The organism is Flavobacterium sp. DSR2-3-3, from assembly GCF_049896585.1.
GTDB lineage: Bacteria > Bacteroidota > Bacteroidia > Flavobacteriales > Flavobacteriaceae > Flavobacterium.
Window position 1 is genome coordinate 410962 of record NZ_JAFCUP010000001.1, and the last position, 22779, is coordinate 433740.

Consider the following 22779-nt stretch of genomic DNA (forward strand, 5'->3'; position numbering starts at 1 on the left):
TGATTTTAGATTGAGGATTAGTATTTTGGTTTCAGATGACCAAGTCCACATAGCATTATAAATCCGTTGTTTTTTTCGCTTTAAAAATAATAAATATTTAACTGACAGCGGGACACGAGCGAAGACAGCTTACAATGCTAATAGCTTCTGATACCGAAACAAATTTAACACAAGAATTTAATTTTTCACGATTAGTAGCGGGATATCAATTTTGTGGCGTAATTTATCCACCGTGGTTCCAAAGATTAAATCCTTAAATCCGGTGTGACCGTGAGTTCCCATAATCAAAATGTCAAATTCTCCTTTATTAATAATTTCCGGAATCACTTTATTAGGTTTTCCAAAACCTAGTTGTGTTGCTACTTTATATCCTTTTTCAGTAAGCATAACTTTATATTGCTCTAATAATTTTTCGTCAATTAAAGTTTCGTGGTCATCAATTTTTTCGCCATAAATCATTGCGCCAACGGTTTCTACCACGTGAATCAAAGTATATTTTGCTTCTATTCCGCCTAATTCAAAAGCGTTATTTAATGCCACTTCATCTGCATCAGAAAAATCTACGGAGACCGCAATGTTCTTTTTAGTGTAATTTCCGGATTTAGAAAGTTTCAATTTTAAATTATGAGGCGAATGATTTTGAACATCTATTTTAGCTTTGGTGATAAAAGGCTTAAACACAATGTAAAGTAACAATATCAAGAAACTTATCGCTAAAGGAACCACTGTTAACCAAAGCAAAATTGGGTTTTTGGATGTTGCCAGCCAACCAGTAATTTCATCAGAAACCAATTTAGCGTTTAAAGAAACTATAATTGTAGCAATAATCCACGAAGCGATTTGAGTGATTTTACCAATATGAAATCCTTTCATTTTTGATTTATCACTTACAAAATGAATTAACGGAATAATGGCAAAACCCAATTGTAAGCTCAGAATAACCTGACTCAAAATCAATAGTTTTCCAGTGACACTTTCTCCATATATAGTAATTACAATAACTGCAGGAATAATGGCGATTAAACGTGTAATGATTCTTCGAACCCATGGCTGAATACGTAAATTAAGATAGCCCTCCATTACGATTTGACCCGCCAGCGTCCCTGTAATTGTGGAACTTTGCCCCGCAGCAATCAAGGCTACTGCAAATAATACAGGTGCCAATTTACTTCCTAAAAGTGGTTCTAAAAAACGGTGGGCATCCTGAATTTCGGCCACTTCAAACATTCCGTTTTTATAAAAAGTGGCTGCCGCCAATATTAAAATGGCGGCATTTACTAAAAAAGCTAAGTTTAATGCAATCGTAGAATCGATGAAGTTGTATTTTATAGCCTGTTTAATTCCCGCAGTAGTTCGCTCGAATTTTCTGGTTTGCACCAAAGAGGAATGCAAGTATAAGTTGTGCGGCATAACTGTAGCGCCAATAATTCCAATAGCGATATAAAGAGCCGCTTCACTGGGCATCGAAGGAATTAATCCAAACAACACTTTATCCAGTTCCGGCTGGGCAAAAATCATTTCAAAAATAAAGGAAAATCCAATAATAGCAACCAACACAATGATAAAAGCTTCCATTTTACGGATGCCTTTATTAATCAAGAACAATAACAAAAAGGTGTCTAAAACTGTGATCAACACACCTTCAATCAACGGAATATCAAAGAGTAAATTAATACCAATCGCCATTCCTAACACCTCGGCAAGATCACAGGCTGCAATGGCAATCTCGGCAAGGAAATACAATATATAATTGATAAACGGCGAATAGGTTTCTCGCGAGGCTTGCGCCAAATCACGTTGGGTAACAATCCCCAATCGGGCACTTAAACTTTGCAACAATAACGCCATAATGTTACTCATCAATAAAACCCAAAGCAAGGCATACCCAAACTGACTGCCGCCCGCAATGTCCGTCGCCCAATTTCCCGGATCCATATATCCAACACTGATTAAATAAGCGGGACCAAAAAAAGCAAGGATTTTTCTAAATACTGATTTCTTGTTTAGTGTGGAAACGGATTGGTTTACTTCTTCTAAAGATTCAGTCATGACATTAAGTTATTGATACAAATGTAATTAAAAAATTTGTTTTGCAAAATATAATTTTTAGCTTTGTCTAAATTTAATTTAAGCATTGTGAAAAAAATATACCCATTGTTTGTGTTTCTGATGTTTCACTTTGGCTATACCCAAGAAAAAACAAGTCTTTCGGGATTTGTTTCATCAGAAAAAAAAGGGATTTCGGAGGCCCGCGTTTTTTTAACTGGAACAAAATACGCCACCCAAACGGATAGTTTAGGCAAGTATAGCATTGAGAATATTGATGAAGGAAGTTATAAAATTCAAATTGTCGCCGCAGGTTTTCAAACTTTGAAAAAGAGCATTACACTCAAAAAAAATGAGAATAATAATTTGGATTTTGAACTTTCAAATACTGAAAACCAGCTCAACGAAGTCGTGGTTTCGGGAACATTAAAAGCGGTAAAAAGATTAGAAAGCGCCGTTCCTGTCGAGGTTTATTCCCCAATATTTTTCAAAAAAAATCCAACAGCCAGTATATATGAAGCCTTACAAAATGTAAATGGCGTTCGACCGCAACTCAATTGTGGCGTTTGCAATACGGGAGACATTCACATCAATGGGCTGGAAGGTCCGTACACCCTAGTTTTAATAGACGGAATGCCCATAGTAAGCAGTTTATCTACGGTGTATGGATTATCTGGAATTCCGAATTCATTGGTGGAACGAATTGAAATCGTAAAAGGTCCCGCTTCGTCTTTATACGGTAGTGAGGCCGTTGGAGGTTTGATTAATATTATTACCAAAAATCCAACAAACGCTCCCATATTCTCCGCAGATGTGTTTTCTACTTCTTGGTTGGAAACCAACCTTGACTTAGGAGTAAAAATCAATTTAGGCAAGAAATCGACTGCACTTTTAGGTTTAAATTATTTCATATACAATCAAAAAATAGACAACAATAACGATAATTTTACCGATGTGACGCTTTCTGACCGGATTTCCCTTTTTCAAAAATGGATTTTCAACAGAAAAGAAAATCGATTGTTTACCATCGCGGCACGTGGCGTTTATGAAGACCGTTTTGGTGGCGATGTGCGTTGGGAGAAAAAATACCGAGGTGGAGACGAAATCTATGGCGAAAGCATTTATACCAAACGAGCCGAATTGATAGGAAGTTACCAATTGCCTTTTCCGGAAAAACTAATGCTTTCCTTTTCAGGAAACATACATTTTCAAGACAGTCGCTACGGTACAACGAGCTATATTGCCAACCAAAAAATTGGCTTTTTACAGCTGACTTGGGATAAAAAAATAGGGAGAAATGATTTGCTTACCGGAATTGCAACCCGTTACAATTATTACGATGACAATACAGCTGCAACTTCAAAACTTGGAAATAACAATCCAGAAAAAACCTGGTTACCGGGGATTTTTATTCAAGACGAAATTACGTTTACTGAAAAACACAAGATACTCTTGGGACTGCGTTACGATTACAACTCGTATCACGGAAGTATCTTGACGCCAAGAATTGCCTTTAAATGGAAATTGGACGATAATAATATTATTCGACTGAACGCCGGAACAGGTTTTAGAGTGGTGAATTTATTTACCGAAGATCACGCTGCTTTGACCGGTGCTCGTGAAATTGTAATCACAAATAATTTGAAACCGGAACAATCGATAAATGCCAATTTGAATTATATCAAGAAAATAAATTTCGACAGCGGAACCTTTATTGGAATTGAAACTTCCTTTTTCCATACCCGATTCAGCAATAAAATTGTTTCGGATTATGTTACTGATCCCAACCAAATCATCTACGACAACATTAATGGTTACGCGATAAGCCAAGGAATCAGCATGAATATCGATATTAATTTCCCAAATGGATTAAAAATTATTACCGGTGCTTCTTTGCTAGACAATAAAAACGTTCAAAATGGCCGAAAAGAAACACCTTTTCTAACCGAAAAATTTACTGCAACCTGGAGCGCTTCCTATAAAATTCAAGCTATTGATTTGAATGTAGATTACACTGGAAATGTCTACAGCCCCATGCAACTACCTCTTTTAAGCACTTTAGATCCTCGTGCTCCAGAATCGCCTTGGTACAGTTTACAAAACATTCAGTTTACCTATTCTGGTTTGAAAAACTTTGAATTTTATGCCGGAATTAAAAACCTGTTGAACTTTTTGCCTAAACAAAATAACCCGTTTTTAATTGCAAGGACAAATGATCCATTTGATAAAAATGTAAGGTACGACTCGAACGGACAAGTATTGGCAACGCCTGAAAACCCGTATGGGTTGACATTTGACACGACGTATGTATACGGACCCAATCAAGGAATCAGAAGTTTTTTCGGACTTCGATATACCTTAAGATAATGAAAAATATTCTTTATTTACTATTGGTATTATGCTGTGGGATTCCCGCTGGATTTGCGCAGTTGCACTCCGTTTCATTCGAACAAATAGACAGTTTGCAAACGATTGAAAAAAGAAAAACGATTGTCTTCATTCAAACCGCTTGGTGCTCGTTTTGCCATGCGATGAAAAACACCACTTTTAAAAACGAGGAAATCATCAAGGAGCTTAACGCTGCTTTTTATTTTATTGATTTTAACGCAGAAGAAAAACGAACGGTAGTTTTCAACAAAACCACTTTTCAATTCAAACCCACGGGAAATACTTCCGGAACACATGAACTGGCCATCGCATTAGGAACAATAAATAAACAATTGACCTTTCCTGTTTTAAGTGTTTTGAATAGTAAAAACGAGATTATTTTTCAGCACAGCGGCTACTTAAAACCAAAAGAATTAAAGCTGATTTTAGAGAAACTAAAAGAATAAAATTGTCTATTTTTGGGGAAATGTCAAATTTCCAAATGAAACACTACGATTATATTTTTACCGGCGCAGGATTATCGGCTATGATGACCGTGTATAAAATGGTCCAATCTGTTAAATTCCGAGATAAAAGTATTTTGTTATTGGATGAAAATACCAAAAAAACTAACGATAGAACATGGTGTTTTTGGAAAACCAACGATTCACTTTGGGAACAATCTATTTCAAAGAAATGGGATTCGGCTTTGTTCGCCAATGCAGACTTCCGCAGGGATTTAGACTTGAAACCGTACCGCTACAATATGGTGAAAGGATTGGATTTTTACACTCAAGTATTTGATTTGCTTTCGAAACAAGAAAATATCACTTTCATCCATGAAAAAGTATTGGAAATTGAAGAATCCGAAACTATAATTCTGGTACAAACCGAAAGTGAATCCTTTTCATGTTCGAAATTGTTTAATAGTATTTACAACAACAAGAAAGCAGCGAGTCAGACCAAATATCCTTTGCTGCAGCAGCATTTTATTGGTTGGTTTATCAAAAGCGAACAGCCTGTTTTCAATCCGGAGCAAGCTACTTTCATGGATTTTTCGGTAGAACAAAAAGGAAATACCCGTTTTATGTATGTGTTACCAACTTCCAAAACTGAAGCATTACTGGAATACACCTTGTTTTCGCACCAACATTTGAAGACCGAGGAATACGAAAACGAAATCCGGCAATACATCGAAAAACTTGGGATTACGAACTATGAAATTGTCGAAAAAGAACAAGGCAGCATTCCCATGACGTGTTATCCTTTTTGGCAAGCAAATACTAAAAACACAATCAACATAGGAACTGCCGGTGGTTGGACGAAAGCAAGCACCGGCTATACTTTCAAAAATTCGGACAAAAAATCAACAGAATTGGTTGCCTTTCTGCAAAGGGAAACCGACTTCACAAAATTTCATAAAAGAACGAAATTCTGGTTTTACGATTTGCTTTTGTTAGACATTTTAGACCGAAAAAACGAATTGGGTTCTCATATCTTTTCTTCAATGTTCAAAAAAGGAAATCCAACTTTGATTTTTAAATTTCTGGATGAGGAAACTTCTTATATTGAGGACATTACCGTTATTCTAAAATGCCCAAAAATGCTATTCATTAAAGCTATTTTTCATGTGGCTTTCAAAGCAATGAAATAGAAATCAAACTATAACAAAACTTTATAATTCAACTTCTATACTTGATTGTAAACTTTGTAACTTTGCAATTCAAAATTAGTATTGATTTAAAATAAAAAAATATGTATCCAGAAGAAATGGTAAAACCAATGCAAGAGGAATTAACCGCTGCAGGTTTTCAAGATTTACATAGTGCTGAAGCAGTAGAAAACGCAATAAAATTAGAAGGAACAACACTTGTAGTTGTAAATTCGGTTTGTGGTTGTGCTGCCAGAAACGCACGTCCGGGGGCAAAAATGAGTTTAGATGGCGCTAAGAAACCAGACCATTTAATCACTGTTTTTGCAGGAGTTGACAAAGATGCAGTTGATGCCGCAAGACAACACATGTTCCCTTTTCCTCCATCATCGCCAAGTATGGCTTTGTTCAAAAACGGAGAATTAGTGCACATGTTAGAGCGTCATCACATTGAAGGTCGCCCAGCGGAATTAATTGCTGAAAACTTGAAAGACGCTTTCAACGAGTATTGCTAAAAATTCTATTATAGAATGTATTAACCCTTTCAGAGTTCTAAACTTTGAAAGGGTTTTTTATTTATAAATTAAATGAACTTTGTATAATTTTTTTATTTGGAGCTTTTTCCAGCTATTCGTTACAATCTTTTTTTCCGCTAAAAAGCGGATAAAAAAGGATTTTCACTGCTATCTGGGCTAGAAAAATTCAAGATAGAAAAAGAGGTGTATATTTGATGACGGTAAATAGTTAGGCGAATGTTAATCAATAGTATTAAAAAACGACAAAAAATAAATTATGAAATATTACAAACAGCTATTCTCAATTTTCACTATTCTCTTACTTTTGACAAATAATGCATTTTCTCAAACAAGAAAAATAGTTAAAATTGACTCTCTAATGAAATGGTCAAACCAAATTGGAGTTTTTAATGGAAATGTACTTGTTTCAAAAAATAATAAAATATTATACAACGCTTCATTCGGATTTACTGATCCAACAAAAACCAATAAATTAACTACCAATTATAGATTCAATATTGGCTCTATCACAAAAGAATTTAGTGCAGTTGCTTTACTGCAGTTACAAGAACAAGGCAAATTAAAATTGACCGATAAGATTTCTAAATTCATTCCGGAATTACAAAAATGGGCAAATGAAGTTTCAATTATAGATTTATTGCAATATACAAGTGGGATACCTAATGTCAAATGGGCGGGGATTAAAAATGATAAAGATATTTTTGATGGTTTAAAATTAATCAACTCACTTGACTTTAAACCAAGAACAAATTACGATTATAACAACAATAATATTTTTTTAAGACACTTTATTGTTGAACGATTAACTGGAATGTCTTATAAAACTTATGTAGAAAAATATATATTCAAACCTTGTAAAATGAATTCGTCTGTTATGACACCTTTTGAAAATGTAGAAAACATAGCTAAAGGATTTAATAATAATTTAGTTTCGGACAAAACCGACTTACCAATAACTGGTGGTACTTACCTAACGACCTTTGATTTACTGAAATGGGCAAATTGTCTTCATTCAAAAAAAATAATCAATAAAAAATCACTTTACGAAATAGGTCAACAATTTGATTTGCAAGAAACTCAATCCGCTTTAGGACAAGCAAAATTTAAAGGCGGAAATTTAATTGAGCATTTACATGATGGAAGATCTGGAAATTATGAAGCAATTTTAGTTTCTGATATTGATGAGAAATTTACAATAATTCTATTAAACAACAATTTTAACGGAAAAGTTTCTGAAATATCAGATGCGATTATAGCAATATTGAAAGACCAAAGATATAGCCTTCCAAAAAATTAATTAAAAAACAATCGATCGCCCCTCTCCCGCACCACTCCTTTTATCCGGTTCGAAGCAATAAATACGACTTTGAAAAACTAAAAATTAAATTTACCACAAATACCTAGCCCAGATTGCAGCGGCATCCTCTTGTTGTAGCGATAGCGAAAACAAGAGATATAGCGAAAAGCTGGAAATAGCTTCTAAAAAATTAAACCATTAAGACATTAAGATAAATTAAGAATGCATTGTTATTGATTGTCAACCTTAGTCCCTTCAAAACTTTGCCTCTCTGAACCTTTTTCCATACTTTTGCAAAAAATATATTTCTCAACTTAAACTGTTTATAGCATGCAACTGTATAACACATTAAGCGCAGAGGAAAGAGCCATCATGATTGATGATGCCGGAAAACAACGTCTTACGCTGTCTTTCTATGCTTATGCGCAAATCTCAAATCCAACACAATTTCGTAACGAATTATTTCTGGCGTGGAATTCACTTGAAGTTTTGGGCCGAATTTATGTAGCCCGTGAGGGAATCAACGCCCAATTATCATTGCCTGCTGATAATTTCTACGCGTTCAAAGATTCCATCGAGGTCTATGATTTCATGAAAGGAATCCGATTGAATATTGCCGTAGAACAAGACGATCATTCGTTTTTAAAACTGACTGTAAAAGTCCGTGACAAAATTGTAGCTGACGGTTTAGTCGATGAAACTTTTGATGTGACGAATATTGGAATCCACTTAAAAGCGGCGGAATTTAATGAACTTCTGGAAGATCCAAACACGATTGTGGTCGATATGCGAAATCATTACGAAAGTGAAATTGGACATTTTAACAAAGCTATCAAACCAGATGTGGATACTTTTCGGGAATCATTGCCCATTATCGAAGAGCAACTTACGGAACACAAACAAGACAAAAAACTATTGATGTATTGCACCGGAGGTATTCGCTGCGAAAAAGCCAGTGCTTACTTCAAACACAAAGGTTTTGAAAACGTGTATCAACTGGAAGGTGGAATTATTGAATACACACGTCAGGTAAAAGCCGAGGGTTTAGAAAGTAAATTCATAGGTAAAAATTTCGTATTTGATCACCGCTTGGGCGAAAGAATAACGGACGATATTGTCTCCCAATGCCATCAATGTGGCGAACCTTGTGACGTACATACCAATTGCGTGAACGAAGGTTGTCATTTGCTTTTCATTCAATGTGACTCTTGCAAGGAAAAAATGGAAGGTTGCTGTTCTTCTGAATGTATAACTGTGATTCATTTACCGGAAGAAGAACAAAAAGCCATTCGCAGAGGAATTAAAAACGGAAATAAGATTTTCAAAAAAGGAAAATCAGACGTTTTGACTTTTAAAAACAACGAAGAAACGCATGGTATTTTTGTTGCCGAAAAACCATCCCGAACCGTCGGGACTGCTGCAAAAAAAGACCCAAAGGTTAAGAAAATTTATATTGGAAAAGGAACACATTTTTTTCCAAAACCAAGTATTGGTCAGTTTCTAATTGAAGAAAATGAAATCAAAATTGGCGATACGATTTTGATAAAAGGCGCCACAACCGGCGAACAAAAATTAGTAATAGAAAAAATGCTTGTTAACGATTTGGCACAAGAAAAAGCAGTTTCCGGAGACATTTGCACGTTTAAATTACCATTCCGAATTCGATTGTCAGATAAATTGTATAAAATTATAGATTAAACATTTAAGATAAAACTCTATGAAATTAACCCATTACAATCGGATTTGTAATGGGTTTTTTTATTAAAAATTTATGATTTATTGACGCTTTTATGCGTTGTGACGTAAAATTAAAAAATACTATCTTTACGCTTTAAACGTTTTAAGAACTTAAGTTGTGCTCGTCGCAACACTATATATAAAATTATGGCATGTACAAGTTGTTCAACTTCTGATGGTGGCGCACCTAAGGGTTGTAAAAATAATGGGACTTGCGGCACGGATAGCTGCAATAAATTAACGGTTTTCGATTGGCTTTCTAATATGAGTTTGCCTAATGGTGACGCTCCTTTTGACTGTGTTGAAGTTCGTTTCAAAAACGGAAGAAAAGAATTTTACCGCAATACCGAAAAATTAACGCTAAGCATGGGCGACATCGTTGCTACTGTTGCTTCCCCAGGTCATGATATAGGAATTGTTACTTTGACAGGAGAATTAGTTAAAATTCAAATGAAGAAAAAAGGAGCCAATTACTTGGGTACTGAAATTCCAAAAATTTACAGAAAAGCATCCCAAAAAGACATTGACATTTGGTCTACAGCAAGGGATAAAGAAGAGCCCATGAAGGTTCGTGCCCGAGAACTGGCGATTGCTCAAAAACTGGAAATGAAAATTTCGGATATTGAATTTCAAGGGGATGGATCAAAAGCTACGTTTTATTACACTGCAAATGACCGTATTGACTTTCGTGCGTTGATTAAAGATTTTGCTAAAGAATTCAGTACCCGAATAGAAATGAAACAAGTAGGTTTCCGTCAGGAGGCAGCTCGTTTAGGCGGAATAGGTTCTTGTGGAAGAGAATTGTGCTGCTCTACTTGGTTGACGGATTTTAGAAGTGTAAATACCTCAGCGGCTCGGTACCAACAACTGTCTTTAAATCCACAAAAACTGGCCGGACAATGCGGAAAATTAAAATGCTGCTTGAATTATGAGTTGGACACTTACATGGATGCGTTAAAAGATTTTCCAGATTTCGAAACAAAACTGGTAACCGAAAAAGGAGATGCCATTTGTCAGAAACAAGATATATTTAAAGGTTTAATGTGGTTTGCTTATACGAATAATTTCGCCAATTGGCATGTTCTAAAAATTGATCAGGTCAAAGAAATTGTTGCTGAAAACAAACTAAAAAACAAAGTTACATCGTTAGAAGATTATGCTATCGAGCTTATTGTTGAGCCAGAGAAAAACTTTAATAACGCAATGGGCCAAGAAAGTCTAACTCGTTTTGACCAACCAAAAGCAAAGAAGAAACCTAATAAAAAACGCAAACCGGCTGGTGAAAACGCGATTATTGCCAATACTAACAAACCAGAAAACAATAATAAAACTGCAAATAATACCCGTCAAACTCCAGCAGAAAAAAAACCGGCAGAGCCAAGAAAACCAATAATTATTACTAAAAATGTGGATAAAAAATAGCGCTTTACTTCTTTTGGTTGTGATTCTCTTTTCTTCATGTGATAAAAAAAGGGTTTTTGATGAATATAAATCTGTTGGCAGTGCTTGGCACAAAGACAGCATTGTAACATTCAATTTACCAGAATTAGACTCAACAAAACGATATAATTTATTTGTGAATTTAAGAGCTAACAACGATTATTTATACAATAATTTGTTTTTAATTGTAGCGATGGAATTGCCAAATGGTTTTACAAAAGTGGATACACTTGAATACCAGATGGCAGACCCGGATGGAACATTGTTAGGCAATGGTTTCTCAGATTTAAAAGAAAGCAAACTCTTTTATAAAGAAAATGTAAGGTTCAAATCAAAATACAAAGTGTATATCAAACAAGCAGTTAGAGAAACCGGCAAAGTTCCCGGTGTAACGGCTTTAGATGGAATTACAGAGGTAGGTTTTAGAATAGAAAAAAAAGAATAAAATAGTATTATGGCTATCAAAAAAAATAACAATCCAACAAGAGGTAATGTAAATGACATTGCACATTATCAAAGGAAATTTTGGAAAATATTCTTCATAGGCTTAGGAAGTGTCGGTTTGTTTTTCTTGTTTGCTTCTTGGGGAATCTTCGGTTCGATGCCTTCTTTTGAAGATTTAGAAAATCCTGATTCTAATTTAGCTACAGAAATAATATCAGCTGACGGAGTGGTTTTGGGTAAATATTTTGAAAAAAACAGGTCCCAGTTAAAATACGCTGACTTACCAAAAAACTTAATAGATGCATTGATTGCTACGGAAGATGCTCGTTTTTACGAACATTCCGGTATCGACGGAAGAGGAACTTTGAGAGCGATTTCTAGTTTTGGAACTAGCGGTGGAGCGAGTACATTGACACAGCAGCTAGCCAAACAATTGTTCCACGGCGAAGGGTCCAAATTTCTGCCTTTTAGAATTGTACAAAAAATAAAAGAATGGATTATTGCTATTCGATTGGAAAGACAATACACTAAAAATGAAATTATTGCGATGTATTGTAACGTTTATGATTTTGGAAACAATTCTGTTGGAGTAAGTTCCGCGGCAAAAACCTATTTTTCGAAAGAACCAAAGGATTTAACCATCAGTGAATCGGCCATATTAGTCGGAATGTTTAAAAACTCTGGTTTATACAATCCTATTAGAAACCCACAAGGAGTGAAAAACCGCAGAAATGTGGTGCTTTCGCAAATGGAAAAAGGAAAAATGATTACAGAAGCTGAAAAGGAAAAATTACAAAGTTTACCTATCAAGTTGAATTTCAAATTAGAAACCCATAAAGAAGGAACGGCAACGTATTTCAGAGAATACCTTCGTGATTACATGAAAAAATGGGCTGAAGAAAATAAAAAACCGGATGGTTCTGATTACGATATTTACAAAGACGGTCTAAAAATTTACACTACAATTGATTCCAGAATGCAATTGCATGCTGAAGAAGCAGTTACGGCACACATGGCAAACCTTCAGGAAGAGTTTTTCAAACAATCTAAAGGAAATAAAAATGCACCTTTTGTAAATATTTCGAGTGCAGAAACACAAAAAATATTAAATCAGGCAATGAAATCATCCAACCGATGGGCGGTGATGAAATCATTAGATAAAAGCGATGAAGAAATTATAAAATCATTCAGCGAAAAAACAGAAATGACCGTCTTTTCCTGGAAGGGAGAAAAAGACACGATTATGACACCATTGGATTCTATTCGATATTACAAACATTTTCTACAATCCGGATTGATGGCTATGGAACCTCAAACCGGTAATGTAAAAGCTTGGGTTGGTGGTATCAATTACAAATATTTCCAATACGATCACGTAGGACAAGGTGCCAGACAAGTAGGTTCGACTTTCAAACCGTTTGTTTACGCCACTGCCATAGAACAATTGAATATGTCTCCTTGTGACTCGATTATTGACGGACCTTTTATGATTCGAAAAGGGCGTCATAATGTTACTGAAGATTGGGAGCCAAAAAACTCAGACAACCGATACCGCGGAATGGTTACCTTAAAAAGAGGTCTAGCCAATTCGATAAATACCGTTTCAGCAAAATTAATGGACAAAGTTGGTCCGGAAGCAGTAGTTGATTTAGCCCATAAATTAGGAATAAAATCTGAGATTCCTTTGCAGCCTTCCATAGCTTTAGGAGCAGTAGAAATAACCGTTGAAGACATGGTCGCAGCTTACAGTACCTTTGCCAATCAAGGTGTTTACATGAAACCTCAATTTATTTCTAAAATTGAAGATAAAAGTGGCGTAATCATCTACGAGCCAATTCCTGAGTCTCATGATGTTTTAAATAAAGATATCGCTTACGCGGTTGTCAAATTACTGGAAGGTGTAACCGAAGGTGGATCTGGAGATCGTTTGCGTACCACTGGCGGGGGAAGCGGAGACAACCGTTGGACTGGTTATCCGTATCAATTTAAAAACCCTATTGCGGGAAAAACAGGAACTACACAAAACCAATCCGATGGTTGGTTTATGGGAATGGTTCCGAATCTTGTAACTGGTGTTTGGGTAGGTTGCGAGGACCGTTCGGCTCGTTTCAAAAGTATCACTTATGGTCAGGGAGCTACAGCGGCACTGCCGGTTTGGGGTTATTTTATGAAGCTGTGTTATGCTGATCCGGCACTTAAAGTTTCTAAGGAAAGCTTTGAAAGGCCTGCAAATCTCTCTATAAAAGTAGACTGTTATGTACCCAGAAAAGTAGTAGACACGACAGCAGTAGAACAAGATACTGAAGAATTTGAATTGTAAAATTTTAATTAGGAGCTAATCCAGCCATACGTTGCAAACAAAGTTCACTGAACTCCAATGAAAATAAAAATATAGTGAAGTAATCTTTTTTTCGGTAAAAACCTCAAAAAAGGATTTCCACTGCTATCTGGGCTAAGGCACTAGTTCTCCGAACTATATCCTAGATTATTACAACTTAATTCATCGATAGACTAAAATTAAAAAAATAGCAACTCATTTATATGATTAACAAAAAAGTAAATAACGTTCAGGATGCCCTTCAAGGAATTGAAAATGGGATGACTATCATGCTTGGCGGTTTTGGATTATGTGGTATTCCAGAAAATTCGATTGCCGAAATAGTAAAAAAAGCAACTGCGGATTTAACCTGTATTTCAAACAATGCGGGTGTCGATGATTTTGGTCTGGGATTGCTTTTGAAAAAGCGCCAAATCAAAAAAATGATTTCATCTTACGTAGGTGAAAATGCCGAATTTGAACGCCAAATGCTTTCTGGAGAACTAGAAGTAGATCTTATTCCTCAAGGAACTTTAGCAGAACGATGTCGTTCGGCACAAGCTGGAATTCCAGCTTTTTTCACACCAGCAGGTTATGGAACTGAAGTAGCCGAAGGGAAAGAAGTCCGTGAATTCAATGGAAAAATGCATGTTATGGAGCACGCTTTCAACGCTGATTTTGCCATCGTAAAAGCATGGAAAGGTGACGAAGCCGGAAACCTGATTTTTAAAGGAACAGCAAGAAATTTTAATCCTTGCATGGCCGGAGCAGCAAAAATCACCATCGCCGAAGTAGAAGAATTATTACCTGCAGGAAGTTTAGATCCAAACGAAATTCATATTCCAGGAATACTTGTAAATAGAATTTTTCAAGGCGAGAAATATGAAAAAAGAATTGAACAAAGAACCGTGAGAAAAATTTTCTAATTATGGCTTTAGATAAAAATCAAATTGCAAAACGCATTGCAAAAGAATTAAAACACAACTATTACGTGAATCTCGGAATCGGAATTCCAACATTAGTGGCAAATTATGTTCCAGAAGGAATTGACGTTGAATTTCAAAGTGAAAACGGAATTCTCGGTATGGGTCCATTCCCTTTTGAAGGAGATGAAGACGCTGATTTAATCAACGCAGGAAAACAAACCATCACCACTTTGCCCGGAGCTAGTTTCTTCGACTCCGCATTTAGTTTTGGAATGATTCGTGGACAACATGTTGACCTAACCATCCTTGGCGCAATGGAAGTTGCCGAAAACGGCGATATTGCCAACTGGAAAATCCCTGGTAAAATGGTCAAAGGAATGGGAGGCGCTATGGATTTAGTGGCTTCTGCCGAGAATATTATTGTAGCCATGATGCACGTTAATAAAGCAGGAGAATCTAAAATACTTGAAAAATGTACGTTACCATTAACGGGTGTCGGTTGCGTTAAAAAAGTAGTTACTGAATTAGCCGTTTTAGAGGTTACCCCGCAAGGTTTCAAACTCTTGGAACGTGCGCCGGGTGTAACCGTAGATCATATCATCGCTTCCACTGAAGCTAATTTAATAATCGAGGGAGAAGTTCCAGAAATGGAAATAGATTAACATTTACTTTAAAAACACAAAAAAACCACAATCTCAAATAGTACAGAGATTGTGGTTTTTTTTATACACCGATTTGCGATTCCATCCAAAAATCAAATCATTTTAAAATTCTTGTTTTTAAAAGAACCAAGTCGCCACAAAAATTGCTGTAATCACACAAATCAAATCGACTACAAGCATCGTTCCTAAAGCATATCTCGTGTTTTTAATATTTACGGAACCAAAATAAACGGCTATCACATAAAAAGTACTTTCGGCGCTACATTGAAAAATACTACTCAATCTAGCCGTAAAGGAATCGGCACCAAAAGTGTTCATCGAGTCAATCAAAAACCCTCTTGATCCGGCAGAACTAAAGGGGCGAAGTAAAGCGACCGGTAAAGCATCCGTAATTTGCTTACTAACTCCCATATTTGAAAAAATGAAAGCAATCCAATTGCTGATAATTTCAAATAAACCACTGTTTCTGAATAAAGAAATGGCAACCAGCATTCCCAAAACATAAGGAAAAATAGTCACTCCGGTCTTTACACCATTGTTGGCTCCTACTACAAAAGTCTCAAAAACGGTAGTAGATGCTTCTGTAAATTTCTTTTCATTTATAAATGAAAAAATCAACGTAAAAGCAATAATTCCAATTAATATTAAAGCAGAAAGATTTGAAGTGAAATAGTTTTTTCCAATTAAATTCAAATGGTTCACATACATCAACAAACCAACAATTGCGGCTATTAATGTCATCAATACAACCACTAAAGAAGCACTTTTGAAATTGATTCTTTGTTTGATTCCTATAATTAAAAAGGCTGCGATAGTACCGATAAACGAAGTGATAATACAAGGCAACATCACATCCGCAGGATTGCTTGCGTTAGCCGCAGCACGATATCCTATAATAGACGTAGCAATTAAAGTTAGACCCGAAGCATGCAAACACATAAACATAATTTGCGCATCACTGGCCTTGTCTTTCTCTGGATTTATTTCTTGTAAACTTTCCATAGCTTTTAGACCAAATGGAGTTGCAGCAGAATCTAACCCCAGAAAATTAGCGGCAAAATTTAAAGTCATGTAGGAAATCGAGGGATGGTTTTTGGGAATACTCGGAAACACTTTTACAAAAACAGGACTCAATGCTTTCGCCAATTTTCCAGAAGCACCAGAAATTATTAAAAGTTCCATCAATCCGCAGAAAAAGGCCAAATAAGCCATCAGCGGAAGGACTAAATCTATTAAAGTACTTTTACAAGTTGGCAATAAACCATCTGATTTTTGAACACCGCTGTAAATTTTTACGGTTTTATTCTTAAAAACATAAGTCGTATCCGCATTTAGCGTGTCCCGGTTGATAATCATGGTTTGCTCTGGCGCTGTCTTTATGCTGTCTTTTATAAAAGCAGGAAGTTCTTCGGCAAATTTCTCCGACACCAAAATTGGATCATCTTTCTTTCCGTTCAAAACGTGGTCAATTGTATAACTGTCTCCAGAAAATAAACTAAACACTACAAATACAATTGCTGAAATAAAAATGACCAACCAAAATCTACTCAATACCATAATCTATATTTTTTGTAAATGTAATCAATCAATTGCAATGACGATAGCAAAAAGACAAGGTCAATATAAAACAGAAAGGTAGATGTTATGCACTACTATTGATTTTTAAGATTAAAATTGTCATTGATTTTTTACACATGAATGATCTCGTCGTCAATTAACAATTCTTCTCTACGCAATCGGAGGAAAATTTGTGCTACTGCAATAGTGTCTTTTTCACAATAGGTTACAATGCGGTCAATGTCTTTATCCACATAAAAAACATGACCAACCTGACTGCCATCGATATCGCCTTTTGGAGAAGGAATTCCGAGAACTTTACACAACAATTTTAAAGAAGTAAAATGTTTATAATCACCAAATTTCCATAATTCTAACGTGTCTAAATGTGGAATTTCCCATGGTTTTTTTCCAAATAAATTCAGCTTGTTCGGAATAGCAATTTGGTTAATAATCATCCGTCTGGCAAGGAAAGGAATATCGAATTCCTTGGCATTGTGACCACACAAAACGTGTTGTGGCTGATTGAAATGAGTGTTCAGCAAATTATTGAAATCCAATAATATTTTCTTTTCTTCTCCAAAAAAAGAAGTTACCCTAAAATTTCGAATATCGCCTTTGATGGTAAAATAACCCACGGAAATACAAATGATTTTCCCAAACTCGGCCCAAATTCCCGCTCGATCATAAAAATCCTCAGGCGTGAATTCGTCTTTGCGCTGGTATTGAGTTTTGTGCTCCCAAAGATCTTTCATTTCAGAATCTAATGCATTGAAATCCTCCGCCTCCGGAACGGTTTCTATATCAAGAAATAGGATATTATTGAGGTGTATTTTTTCTATCATTTTAGGGCACGCAGGTGACGCGGATTTTACAGATTGGAACGGATTTTCTTGAACGAATATAAGAAATTTATTCACAAACAACTAAAAAAGACTTTGTTGTGTAGTAGGATTTTCGTGTTCCAATAACCATTTTTTGCGCCACAAACCTCCTGCATATCCTGTTAATGAACCATCAGTTCCAATTACTCGATGACAGGGAACCACAATCCATAATGGATTTTTTCCATTCGCGGAAGCCACTGCTCGAATGGCTTTTACATCACCCAAAATTTTGGATTGTTGAAGATATGTTCTCGTTTTTCCATAAGGAATTTCCAATAACGATTTCCATACTTTTTGTTGAAATTCAGTACCTTTTGGATTTAATTTAAAATCGAAATCATTTCTTTTTCTTTCGAAATAATCATTAAGTTGCGAAATGGCGTCCTGCAAAATTGTTGGAATTATATTTGAAATTTCGCCTTCATCAGCAACTGAAATTACGGCTATTCCATTTTCATCGCCTATGATTGTGGCAATTCCTAAGGGGGTTTTGATGTATGCTGTTTCCATATTTTAAAGATAAAAAAATTACCCACATTGTTCCTAAAGAAGTAACAAAGTTCAGAAATAAATGCATTTAAAACGCTTTGAACATACAAAAACCATTCGCAGAGACGAATGGTTCTTATGTTTTAGCCCTGATAATAGCGGCATCCTTTATGTTTTTTCTTTAAAAATATAAAGATAAAGCGGATAGCAGGATTAGCTCCTAAAAAACGCCAGTATTATTTCAAACTTGAATACACATACGCTTCTAAAGCTTTCAATTCGTCATCAGACATGGCTTTGGTAATCACGAAGTTTGCTTTCATGACTTCATATTGGCTTGGGTCAACAATAGGTTCGCCTTCGCCTTTCAAAAACGTTACGATACTTGCGTTTTTATCTTTATAAATTTTAGCAATATCCTGCAGACTTGGCCCTATCACTTTCTTGTCAACCTGATGACAGGCCACACAATTTCCTTTTCCTTTGAAAATTTCCTGTCCTAATTCCTCTGGCGTTTGCACAACTTCTTCAGTGGTGGTTGGGTATAAAGGTTCTTTTTTCACTTCTTCTTTTTTACAAGAAACAAAACTCAGAACGGCTAATAAGAATACAATTTTTTTACTCCTATTTTTAATGTTTATTTTCTGGTATTCGTGAATCTTCGATTTCATGATTATTTATTTAAAAGTATAGCAGCTTCTTTGGCAAAGTAAGTCGAAATCAAACTGGCTCCAGCACGTTTGATGCACATTAATTGTTCCATCATAATTTTATCGTGATCTAGCCAACCTCTTTCGGCAGCAGCTTTAATCATCGCGTATTCCCCTGAAACATGATAAACTGTCACAGGAACATTCACCGCATTTTTGACCTCGCGCACGATATCTAAGTAGGCAATTCCCGGTTTTACCATCACCATATCAGCGCCTTCTTCCACGTCCCACAATGCTTCTTTAATGGCTTCGATTCGATTGGCATAATCCATTTGGTATGTTTTCTTATCTTTTGGAATTTCAGTTGCATCTACAGGCGCACTGTCTAATGCATCACGAAACGGCCCGTAAAATGCCGAAGCGTATTTAGCCGAATAACTCATGATTCCTACATTGTGAAAACCGGCAGAGTCCAGACCTTCGCGCAAACGCAATACACGTCCGTCCATCATATCCGATGGCGCTACAAAATCGGCACCGGCTTGCGCATGAGAAACGGACATTTTGACTAAAGCATCATTTGTTGCATCATTTTCTACATCACCGTTTGTAATAATTCCGTCATGTCCATAAATAGAATACGGGTCCAAAGCTACATCTGGCATTACAATCATTTCCGGACAAGCGGCTTTGATGGCACGAATGGCATTCTGCATCAACCCGTTTGGATTCCAAGCTTCCAGTCCTGTATTGTCTTTTAAATTTTCACTGACTTTTACATAAATATTGACCGCACGAATGCCTAAGGAGAATAATTCATGAATTTCTTTTACTGTCAAATCGATGGAACGACGAAATATACCCGGCATGGATGCGATTTCTACTTGTACATTTTCGCCTTCAGCGATAAACATGGGAAACATGAAATCTGATGGACTTAAACTGGTTTCACGAACTAAACTTCTGATTGATTCGTTCGTTCTTAATCTTCTGCCTCTGTGTAATGGGAACATATTATTTCCGTTTAAAGTTAAACTTTAATTTATTTTTTTAACCATTAAGAAATTAAGATTCATTAAGGTTTTAAACTTAATTTTCCTTAATGTCTTAATGGTTCAACTATTTAAATCCAATTTTTTGGATTTTCTAATACTTTTACTAATTTTTCTTCTGCACTTCCAATTTCTGGATGATGGTCATAGATCCATTGCACATTGGGTGGCAAACTCATCAGAATACTTTCGATTCTTCCATTGGTCTTTAGTCCAAATAAAGTGCCTTTGTCATGAACCAAATTAAACTCTACATAACGGCCGCGACGAATTTCCTGCCACGTTCTTTGTTGTGGAGTAAAAGGTAAATTTTTTCTTTTTTCTACAATTGGAACGTATGCGTCAAGGAAACTATTCCCCACTTCTGAAACGAAATTAAACCAATCTTGCATACTCATCTCTGGAGTTTCTTTACAATAATCGAAAAACAACCCGCCAATCCCTCGGGCTTCATGGCGATGTGCATTCCAGAAATAAGCGTCGCATTGTTTTTTGTATTTTAGATAAAATTCCGGGTTGTGTTTGTCGCAAGCAGTTTTACAGGTTTGATGAAAATGGATTGCATCTTCTTCAAACAAATAATAAGGTGTTAAATCCTGTCCGCCACCAAACCATTGCTGAATCACGTTTGCGTTATCATCGTACATTTCGAAATAACGCCAGTTTGCATGAACCGTAGGAACCATTGGATTTTTTGGATGCATTACCAAACTTAATCCGCAGGCAAAAAAATCAGCTTCACCCACATTAAACATTTTTTGCATGGCTTCGGGTAACTTCCCGTGAACTGCCGAAATATTAACACCGCCTTTTTCGAAAACTTTGCCGTTTTCGATTACACGGGTTCTCCCGCCACCGCCTTCGGCGCGGTCCCAAAGGTCTTCACGGAATTTGGCTTGACCTTCAACTGCTTCCAATCCTTTACAGATTTGATCTTGAAGGTTTTGTATGTAGGTGTAAAATTGTTCTTTCATTTTGAAAACAATATAAAAGTGTTTAAAAGTGTTTAAAAGTGTTTAAAAGTGTTTAAAAGTGTTTAAAAGTGTTTAAAAGTGTTTAAACAATTTCCCAAAAATACCCTGCCGTATTGATAATCTTACCTTCCATTCTTAATGCAGAAAGATAATTAGTAACCTTATTTTTTTTCTTTTCTTCAGAGAGGACAGTTGATAATTTAGGAATAATTAAGTTATCAATTTTATTACGTTTCGTCTTTCCCCATTTTTTAAGACATTCAAGTATCATATCTTTAAAATGAGAATCATCAAAACTACGATTAGCTAAATATTCGGCTTGTAAATTTTCATCATTTGTAGACTCGATAATTTGATAGGATAAGTAAAAATTAAGTCTGCTCCCTTCAATATACTTTAATTTTTTTAGATGTTTAAATTCATTTTCTGAAATTTCTTTGTGTTTTTGAACTTTATCCAACAAAATGATTTCATCTAAACCTAAGTTTGAATTTTTTAAAATAATTTTAGCAAAGTTTTCATCTAAAATTTTACCCGTTATCGTTACCTTAACTTTATTATCTTCAAAATTATAATTTGGCAAAGGAAAAAATCGTTGTTTTTGGAAGTTAAATATTTTTCGAATACCTCCACCTTGAGTTTCAATCATATCTAAATTTTTCATTGCTTCAACTAAAAAGGGATTTCTATACACTTCTTCGGGCGTATCATTCAAAACCACATCCTCAACTGATTTTGGTAAAAATGAACCATAATTAGAAAACACTAAATGATCATCTTCAAATTCAACAACATTAATTCTTGCACCTTTAGAATAATCCTGATGGGCAATAGCATTATTTAAAGATTCTCTTATAATAAATGGCTCGTATCGCAGCACTTCGTCTGGAAATAATGTCCCATCACGTAAGTAACGGTATTTTAAATTTCTAATCTTTTTATAAACTTCATCCACTGATAATATGAATGGAATAGAAAATATTTCAAAATCTTTATCTTGATTATCAATCGTTTTTAGATTCCATCTGATTTTTACAGAAGAACCTAAATAATGTTCTGATTCATCTTTTCCTAAAAGAATTAGAGCTGTTCTAGTTATCTTTCCTTTAATCGTAAGTTTTGCTTTATTTAAAAAATCCAAATCATTCCAATTGTCAATTTCATCAGAATATTTAGGATTTCTTTTTTTAAATTCAATTCTAGCTTTTTTCATAGCCTCTAAATCTAAATCTTCTAAAGATGCTTCTGGAATAATGCCTTTAGACCAATCTTCGTTAACCTGAACTTGTTCGAGAATTGCATCCAATCTTGCTTTGGTCATTTCGACCAAATTATCATCAATACGTTGCCAAGTTTTTTTATGAGCGTAAACCGGCAATCTAAATTGATGTTTCGGAATATGGAAAATCCAAACTACTTTGTTAGTGTCAGATGTAGTAAACTCTTGAACACTAAATTTATCAACGTTTAAATTCGTGATGTTTCCGTTAATTCTAAATCTAATATTCTCTATTGTATAACCTGCAAATTCTTGAATACCTATTATAGCATGTAATTGATCTTGAATCCCAATTACTAAACTCCCTCCTTGCATATTTGCAATCGCAGAAATATAAGAGATGACATCACCACCACCATCTCCTGAAATAGAATTCTTTAACGACTTAAATTCTTTCCACTCGCATTTTTCATTTTCGGTTGGATAGTTTGTTTTTAAGTAATCTTCTAATTCTTTTTCAGTCAT

At 35.4% G+C, this 22779-nt stretch carries 19 protein-coding genes; 11 read left to right on the forward strand and 8 right to left on the reverse strand.

Annotated features, from left to right (window positions below; translation table 11 throughout):
* Positions 1-177: 177 nt before the first annotated feature.
* Positions 178-2049, reverse strand: coding sequence for an Nramp family divalent metal transporter (locus ACP7AQ_RS01800; RefSeq protein WP_426094160.1), 1872 nt, complete (start codon positions 2047-2049; stop codon positions 178-180).
* A gap of 120 nt (positions 2050-2169) precedes the next feature.
* Here ACP7AQ_RS01800 and ACP7AQ_RS01805 point away from each other — a divergent pair, with 120 nt between their 5' ends.
* The 11 genes from ACP7AQ_RS01805 (at position 2170) to ACP7AQ_RS01855 (ending at position 15423) form a co-directional block, all read left to right on the forward strand.
* Positions 2170-4413 (forward strand): TonB-dependent receptor, encoded by a 2244-nt coding sequence (locus tag ACP7AQ_RS01805; protein ID WP_426094296.1) that lies wholly within the window; start codon positions 2170-2172, stop codon positions 4411-4413.
* Positions 4413-4880, forward strand: coding sequence for a thioredoxin family protein (locus ACP7AQ_RS01810; protein WP_426094161.1), 468 nt, complete (start codon positions 4413-4415; stop codon positions 4878-4880). Before ACP7AQ_RS01805 ends, ACP7AQ_RS01810 begins: the two co-directional genes overlap by 1 nt.
* Before the next feature lie 35 nt (positions 4881-4915).
* Positions 4916-6067 carry a lycopene cyclase family protein gene (locus tag ACP7AQ_RS01815; protein ID WP_426094162.1) on the forward strand — a complete coding sequence of 384 codons (1152 nt, stop codon included), beginning with the start codon at positions 4916-4918 and terminating at the stop codon, positions 6065-6067.
* Positions 6068-6168: 101 nt separating this feature from the next.
* The gene (locus tag ACP7AQ_RS01820; RefSeq protein WP_426094163.1) at positions 6169-6579 is read left to right on the forward strand and encodes a BrxA/BrxB family bacilliredoxin; all 411 of its coding nucleotides are present in this window, start codon (positions 6169-6171) and stop codon (positions 6577-6579) included.
* A 379-nt stretch (positions 6580-6958) separates the two neighbouring features.
* Positions 6959-7897 (forward strand): serine hydrolase domain-containing protein, encoded by a 939-nt coding sequence (locus ACP7AQ_RS01825; protein WP_426094164.1) that lies wholly within the window; start codon positions 6959-6961, stop codon positions 7895-7897.
* Positions 7898-8227: 330 nt separating this feature from the next.
* Positions 8228-9595: a rhodanese-related sulfurtransferase gene (locus tag ACP7AQ_RS01830; RefSeq protein WP_426094165.1), complete on the forward strand. Its 1368-nt coding sequence runs from the start codon at positions 8228-8230 to the stop codon at positions 9593-9595.
* 186 nt (positions 9596-9781) lie between these two features.
* A complete protein-coding gene (locus ACP7AQ_RS01835) occupies positions 9782-11056 on the forward strand; it encodes a PSP1 domain-containing protein (protein ID WP_426062547.1) in 1275 nt (424 codons plus the stop codon).
* Positions 11040-11519: a gliding motility lipoprotein GldH gene (locus tag ACP7AQ_RS01840; RefSeq protein WP_426062546.1), complete on the forward strand. Its 480-nt coding sequence runs from the start codon at positions 11040-11042 to the stop codon at positions 11517-11519. The genes ACP7AQ_RS01835 and ACP7AQ_RS01840 overlap by 17 nt, the downstream gene beginning before the upstream one ends.
* A 9-nt stretch (positions 11520-11528) precedes the next feature.
* Positions 11529-13838 (forward strand): penicillin-binding protein 1A, encoded by a 2310-nt coding sequence (locus ACP7AQ_RS01845; protein WP_426062545.1) that lies wholly within the window; start codon positions 11529-11531, stop codon positions 13836-13838.
* 221 nt (positions 13839-14059) lie between these two features.
* The gene (locus tag ACP7AQ_RS01850) at positions 14060-14761 is read left to right on the forward strand and encodes a CoA transferase subunit A (RefSeq protein ID WP_426094166.1); all 702 of its coding nucleotides are present in this window, start codon (positions 14060-14062) and stop codon (positions 14759-14761) included.
* Between the two features lie 2 nt (positions 14762-14763).
* Positions 14764-15423, forward strand: a complete 660-nt coding sequence (locus tag ACP7AQ_RS01855) for a CoA transferase subunit B (RefSeq protein ID WP_426090511.1) — start codon at positions 14764-14766, stop codon at positions 15421-15423.
* A 117-nt stretch (positions 15424-15540) separates the two neighbouring features.
* On the opposite strand, the gene ACP7AQ_RS01860 is transcribed toward ACP7AQ_RS01855, so the two are convergent.
* From ACP7AQ_RS01860 to ACP7AQ_RS01890, 7 genes are all read right to left on the reverse strand, one after another.
* Positions 15541-16980: a nucleoside recognition domain-containing protein gene (locus tag ACP7AQ_RS01860; protein ID WP_426094167.1), complete on the reverse strand. Its 1440-nt coding sequence runs from the start codon at positions 16978-16980 to the stop codon at positions 15541-15543.
* A gap of 131 nt (positions 16981-17111) precedes the next feature.
* Complete coding sequence (locus ACP7AQ_RS01865) at positions 17112-17825, reverse strand: 3'-5' exonuclease (protein WP_426090513.1); 714 nt, start codon at positions 17823-17825, stop codon at positions 17112-17114.
* Positions 17826-17906: 81 nt separating this feature from the next.
* On the reverse strand, positions 17907-18377 hold the full coding sequence (locus tag ACP7AQ_RS01870) for a methylated-DNA--[protein]-cysteine S-methyltransferase (RefSeq protein WP_426094168.1): 471 nt from the start codon (positions 18375-18377) through the stop codon (positions 17907-17909).
* A gap of 215 nt (positions 18378-18592) precedes the next feature.
* Positions 18593-19027, reverse strand: a complete 435-nt coding sequence (locus tag ACP7AQ_RS01875) for a c-type cytochrome (protein ID WP_426094169.1) — start codon at positions 19025-19027, stop codon at positions 18593-18595.
* Between the two features lie 2 nt (positions 19028-19029).
* The gene (hemB, locus tag ACP7AQ_RS01880) at positions 19030-20022 is read right to left on the reverse strand and encodes a porphobilinogen synthase (RefSeq protein ID WP_426094170.1); all 993 of its coding nucleotides are present in this window, start codon (positions 20020-20022) and stop codon (positions 19030-19032) included.
* A 110-nt stretch (positions 20023-20132) separates the two neighbouring features.
* Positions 20133-21035, reverse strand: coding sequence for an oxygen-dependent coproporphyrinogen oxidase (gene hemF / locus ACP7AQ_RS01885; RefSeq protein WP_426094171.1), 903 nt, complete (start codon positions 21033-21035; stop codon positions 20133-20135).
* A gap of 82 nt (positions 21036-21117) precedes the next feature.
* Positions 21118-22779, reverse strand: coding sequence for an ATP-binding protein (locus ACP7AQ_RS01890; RefSeq protein WP_426090519.1), 1662 nt, complete (start codon positions 22777-22779; stop codon positions 21118-21120).